The sequence below is a fragment of the Stenotrophomonas sp. 05L414_2 genome, assembly GCF_056397905.1.
Genome location: NZ_JBFTOJ010000228.1, coordinates 1 through 5,560, shown reverse-complemented (window position 1 = coordinate 5,560; position 5,560 = coordinate 1). Strand labels below are relative to the sequence as shown.

Annotated in this window: 7 protein-coding genes; 6 read left to right on the top strand and 1 reads right to left on the bottom strand. The window is 67.3% G+C overall.

Annotated features, from left to right (window positions below; all coding sequences use genetic code 11):
* Positions 1-136: 136 nt before the first annotated feature.
* A complete protein-coding gene (locus tag AC1DJN_RS20490; RefSeq protein WP_025874014.1) occupies positions 137-367 on the bottom strand; it encodes a BolA family protein in 231 nt (76 codons plus the stop codon).
* A 54-nt stretch (positions 368-421) separates the two neighbouring features.
* Here AC1DJN_RS20490 and AC1DJN_RS20485 point away from each other — a divergent pair, with 54 nt between their 5' ends.
* The 6 genes from AC1DJN_RS20485 to AC1DJN_RS20460 all read left to right on the top strand — a co-directional run bounded on the left by AC1DJN_RS20485 (position 422) and on the right by AC1DJN_RS20460 (position 5,438).
* Positions 422-1,423, top strand: a complete 1,002-nt coding sequence (locus tag AC1DJN_RS20485) for a KpsF/GutQ family sugar-phosphate isomerase (RefSeq protein WP_025874015.1) — start codon at positions 422-424, stop codon at positions 1,421-1,423.
* A gap of 66 nt (positions 1,424-1,489) precedes the next feature.
* On the top strand, positions 1,490-2,038 hold the full coding sequence (locus AC1DJN_RS20480) for a KdsC family phosphatase (RefSeq protein ID WP_033830524.1): 549 nt from the start codon (positions 1,490-1,492) through the stop codon (positions 2,036-2,038).
* Entirely contained in the window at positions 2,035-2,610 is a 576-nt protein-coding gene (lptC, locus tag AC1DJN_RS20475) for an LPS export ABC transporter periplasmic protein LptC (RefSeq protein WP_025874017.1), read from the top strand. Before AC1DJN_RS20480 ends, lptC begins: the two co-directional genes overlap by 4 nt.
* Positions 2,611-2,714: 104 nt before the next feature.
* Positions 2,715-3,239 carry a lipopolysaccharide transport periplasmic protein LptA gene (lptA, locus tag AC1DJN_RS20470; RefSeq protein WP_025874018.1) on the top strand — a complete coding sequence of 175 codons (525 nt, stop codon included), beginning with the start codon at positions 2,715-2,717 and terminating at the stop codon, positions 3,237-3,239.
* Entirely contained in the window at positions 3,239-3,958 is a 720-nt protein-coding gene (gene lptB / locus AC1DJN_RS20465; protein WP_025874019.1) for an LPS export ABC transporter ATP-binding protein, read from the top strand. Before lptA ends, lptB begins: the two co-directional genes overlap by 1 nt.
* 40 nt (positions 3,959-3,998) lie before the next feature.
* Positions 3,999-5,438, top strand: a complete 1,440-nt coding sequence (locus tag AC1DJN_RS20460; RefSeq protein ID WP_442251278.1) for an RNA polymerase factor sigma-54 — start codon at positions 3,999-4,001, stop codon at positions 5,436-5,438.
* The last annotated feature ends 122 nt before the right edge of the window (positions 5,439-5,560 follow it).

Sequence of the window (5,560 nt, the reverse complement as noted above, 5' to 3'; positions counted from 1 at the left end):
CCGGCGCATCGRCCAGCAGGGTCGCGCACAGGATGGGGAGGACGGCGTTCTTGGCGCCGGAGATGCTTACTTCACCGTGCAGCGCAGCGCCGCCGGTCACAACGATCTTGGCCATGTATTGGGGATCTTCTGCGGTTCAGCCGGCTTCGGCCGGGGTCACGGTTTTCAGTGCGAGCGCGTGGATCGCGCCGCCCATCAGRTCRCCCAGAGTGGCATASACCATCCGGTGGCGGGCCAGCGGCAGCTTGCCGGCAAAGGCCTCGCTGACCACGGTCGCTTCGAAATGCACGCCATCGTCACCCTGCACGTCGGCGCGGGCGCCGGGCAGGCCGGTTTCGATCAGATTGCGGATGGTGTCGGCGTCCAACGGGCTTTCCTAATAAAATGTGCGTCCATTCTACTTCCGCTGCGTGGCGTCCGCATGGCCGAATCCCTGTTGCCCCCCCGTTCCGCCGACCCTGCCGCCCTGGTCGCCAGTGGCCGGCGCGTGTTCGAGATCGAACGGCAGGCGCTGGACGCCGTGGCCGACCGCCTCGGCGATGCCTTCCAGCAGGCCTGCCGGGCGATCCTGGGCAGCCGCGGCCGGGTAGTCGCCACCGGCATGGGCAAGTCCGGCCATGTGGCACGCAAGATCGCCGCCACCCTGGCCTCCACCGGCACCCCGGCGTTCTACGTGCACCCGGGCGAGGCCGGCCATGGTGACCTGGGCATGATCACCGAGGACGACGTGGTGCTGGCCCTGTCCTATTCGGGTGAATCGGATGAGCTGCTGATGCTGCTGCCGGTGCTCAAGCGCCAGGGCAATGTGCTGATCGCCATGACCGGCCGCCCGCAGTCGAGCCTGGCCAGCGCCGCCGATTTCCACCTGGATGTGAGCGTGCCGGCCGAAGCCTGCCCGCTGGCGCTGGCGCCCACCTCCAGCACCACCGCCTCGCTGGCGATGGGTGACGCGCTGGCGGTGGCCCTGCTGGATGCACGCGGCTTCACCGCCGACGATTTCGCCCGTTCGCACCCGGCCGGCAGCCTCGGCCGCCGCCTGCTGCTGCACATCACCGACGTCATGCACACCGGCGAGGACCTGCCCAAGGTCGATGTCGGCGCCAGCCTCAGCGAAGCGCTGATGGAGATGAGCCGCAAGCGCCTGGGCATGACCGCCGTGGTCGACGACCAGGGCGTGCTGATCGGGCTGTTCACCGACGGCGACCTGCGCCGCGCCCTGGACACCGACCTGGACGTGCGCACCGCCAGGATCGCCGATGTGATGACCCGGCAACCGCGCACCATCAGCGCCGACAAGCTGGCGGTGGAGGCTGCGCGGCTGATGGAAACCCACAAGATCACCGGCCTGATCGTGGTCGACAGCCAGGGCCGCGCGGTCGGCGCCCTGAACATTCATGACCTGTTGCGGGCGCGGGTGGTTTAACCGACAGTCCGTAGACCCCATTCAGTCTGTACCAACGAGCCCGCAACCACCGAGTCCGATGCCCTGATGCCCTGGTCCCCCCTGCCCGCCTTCCCCACCCACCTGCATGCCGTTGCGGCCGGTATCCGCCTGGCCTGCTTCGACGTGGACGGCACCCTCACCGACGGTCGGCTGTACTACGACAAGGATGGCAATGAGAGCAAGGCGTACTTCGTGCAGGATGGCCTGGGCCTGAAACTGCTGCAGCAGCACGGCATCCACCCCGTGCTGATCACCGCGCGCAACAGCCAGTCCGCGCTCAAGCGCGGCGCCGACCTGGGCATCGACACCCAGATTGCCGTCGGCGACAAGCTGGCCAGCGTGCAGGCGCTGTGCGCCCAGCACGGCATCGGCCTGGAGCAGGTGGCCTTCATGGGTGACGACCTGCCCGACCTGGCGCCACTGGGCGCGGTCGGCCTGGCGGTGGCTCCGGCCAATGCCCATCCGTGGATCGCCGAGCGCGTGCACTGGATCACCCGTGCTGACGGTGGCCGTGGTGCCGCGCGCGAGCTGTGCGACGTGCTGCTGGCCGCGCAGGGCCGCGTGGACGCCGTGCTGGCGAGGTTCGGCGCATGAATGCCCCCACCCTGAACTGGCGGATGATCCTCGGCGTCGGCCTGCTGCTGGCCGCCCTGCTGAGCAGCTGGGCGGCGCTGCGCAACCGCGAAAAGGCACCTGCCGTCGAAGGCCAGGACGCCGGCGTGGACTACATCCTGCACGATTTCCAGATCGTCGCCCTGGACGAACATGGCAAGGAATCGACCACCCTGCGCGCGCCCCTGCTGGAACGCCAGCGTGGCGACCAGACGCTCAACATCACCACGCCGCTGTTCGAAATGCCCGACAAGGACGGCAAGCACTGGACGCTGCGCGCCCAGACCGGCTGGCTCAGTGCCAAGGGCGACGAGATGAAGCTGCGGGGCAACGTCGCCGGCGACAGCCCGGCCGGCCCGGGCGTGGTCCCGACCACCTTCCGCACCGACCACCTGGATGTATTCCCGAAGGACAACCGCGCCCGCACCGATGCCCTGGTGACCATGACCCGGCCCGGCATGGAGCAGTCCGGCGTCGGGTTCGAGGTGGATTCGAAGAACAACACGTATCATTTCCTCAGCCAGTCCAAGGGCCGTTACACGCCCAAGCGCTGATTCCGCCGCCCGCCCGCGACGTCTTCCGACAGGCGCGAAGCAGGCAGCCCCCACCCGCCGCCCCCGGTCCCGCCGGAGGGCCACCACCGGTAGAACGGACCCCGATGAAGATTCCCTTTGCAGCCGTGCTCGCACTCAGTCTTCTTGTCCCCGCTGTCGCCTTTGCCAAGTCGACGGACCGCAATGAAGCGATGAACATTGATTCCGGTGCGCAGTCCGGCACCCTCACCGGTGATGGCAAGACCGTGCTGTCCGGTGGCGTGATCATCACCCAGGGCACCCTGGACCTGCGCTCGTCCGAAGCGGAGATCTACCTCAAGGGCGGCGAAGCCGTGCGTGCGGTGTTCACCGGCAAGCAGGCCAAGATGAAGCAGCAGCTCGACGATGGCACCTGGATGGATGCGGTGGCCGACCGGATCGACTACGACATCACCACCGAGATCATCACCCTGACCGGCAACTACAAGGTCACCAGCGCGCGCGGCACCAATGCGGGCCAGCGCATGGTCTACAACACCCGCAGCGGTGAAATGAACTCCGGCGGTGATGGCAGCCGCGTGCGCACCGTGATTCCGCCGAAGAACAAGACGCCTGCTGCCGCTCCGGCTCCGGCTGGAGGCAAGAAGTAATGCTCGTCGCAACTGGCCTGCGCAAACGCTACAAGCAGCGCGAAGTCGTCAAGGACTTCGGGCTGACCCTGGACGCCGGTGAAGTGGTTGGCCTGCTCGGTCCCAACGGTGCCGGCAAGACCACCTGCTTCTACATGATCGTCGGCCTGGTCGGTGCCGATGCCGGCAGCATCGTGCTGGACGGCAAGGACATCACCGGCGATCCGATGTACACCCGCGCCAAGCAGGGCGTGGGCTACCTGCCGCAGGAACCGTCGGTGTTCCGCAAGCTGACCGTGGCCGACAACCTGCGCCTGGTGCTGGAACTGCGCGAGGACCTGGATTCGGCGGGCCGCGAGCGCGAACTGAACAGCCTGCTCGACGAACTGCAGCTTGGGCATGTTTCCGAACAGCTCGGCGCCAGCCTGTCCGGTGGTGAGCGCCGTCGCTGCGAGATCGCCCGTGCACTGGCCGCCAAACCGCGGCTGATCCTGCTCGACGAACCCTTCGCCGGTGTCGACCCGATCTCGGTCGGTGAAATCCAGCGCATCGTCACCCATCTCAAGCAACGCGGCATCGGTGTGCTGATCACCGACCACAACGTGCGCGAGACCTTGGGAATCTGCGACCGCGCGTATATCCTCGCAGAGGGCACCGTACTGGCCCAGGGCTCGCCCGAGGCGATCCTGGACAATGCCGACGTGCGTCGCGTCTACCTTGGGGATTCCTTCAAGCTGTAACCGCGGCCGCCGGGCCCTCTCCCTTCCGTTCGGCACAGGCATGAAGACTCGGCTGCAGACATCGTTGGGACAGCAGCTGGTGCTTACGCCCCAGCTGCAGCAGGCGATCAAGCTGCTGCAGATGTCCACGACCGAGCTGGAGCTGGAAATCGCCCAGGCGGTGGAGAGCAATCCGCTGCTGGACTGGTCGGACAGCAGCGACGAAGGCGCCGGTGTCGACAAGGACGGCAGCAGCGAGGACGCGGGCGGCGACAATGACGCCCCACCCGACAACGCTGAAAGCAGCGGCGACGACTGGGCGCCTGCCGAGCTGGACTGGAGCAGTGGCGGCAGCGGCGGTAGTTTCGATGACGACGACGACAACGGCAGTGCCGCCGAACGCGTTGCCGAAACCGAAACCCTGGCCGACCACCTGCTGTGGCAGCTGCACCTGACCCACCTGTCCAAGCGCGACCGCAGCATCGGCGCCGCGCTGATCGATTCATTGGAAGACGACGGCTATCTGCGCGAGCCGCTCTCGGCCATCGCCGAAGCGCTGTTGCCGGCAATCCACGCCGGTGAAGACGAAATCCTGACCGTGCTGCACCAGATCCAGCGCTTCGACCCCGTAGGCGTGGCCGCACGCAGCCTCGGCGAATGCCTGCAACTGCAGCTGGACGTGCTTCCTGCCGACACCCCGTGCCTGGCCCTGGCCCGGCAGGTTGCTGCCGGCCCACTGGAACAACTGCCGCGCTCGGGCGTGACCGGCCTGGCCCAGCAGTTGAAGCAGCCGCTGGCCGAGGTCGAGACCGCCGTGGCCCTGCTGCGCTCGCTGGACCCGCGCCCCGGCACCCAGATCGCCCCGCTCGCCCAGGACACCTACGTGGTGCCCGACGTCGTCGTATGGCGGCAGAACGGCATCTGGCGCGCCGCGCTGGCCGCCCATGCCGGCCCCAAGCTGGTGATCCACCGCGGTTACGAGCAGATGATCCGCCGCTGCGGTGACGCCGATGCCGGTTATCTGCGCGGCCAACTGCAGGAGGCGCGCTGGCTGCTGAAGGGCCTGCAGGCGCGAGGCGAGACGCTGTTGCGGGTAGTGCGAAGCCTGATCCAGCAGCAGGCCGGCTTCCTTGAATTCGGCGAACAGGCACTGCGCCCGTTGACCCTGCGCGAGATCGCCGGCGAACTGGGCCTGCACGAATCCACCGTATCGCGCGCGATCGCCCGCAAACATGTGCGTACGCCACGCGGCACCCTGCCGCTGCGCGCCTTCTTCGCTTCGGGCATCGACACCGAAGGCGGCGGCGAAGCGTCCAGCACCGCCATCCAGGCCATGATCCGGCGCCTGATCGATGACGAGAACCCACGCAAGCCGCTTTCTGACGCCAAGCTGGCTGACCTGCTCAAATCGTCGGGAATCCCAGTAGCGCGCCGCACCGTGGCGAAGTATCGTGAGGCCATGAACATCTCCGCCTCGCACGAAAGAGTCAGAATCGTTTGACGCGCCGCCGCGCCCGGCGGAGAGGTTCATTGGCACATCCGATCAAAGGAGAAACCCGATGCGCATCGAAACGTTTGGCAAAGATGTCGAAGTCACCCCGGCCCTGCAGTCCTATGTAGAGG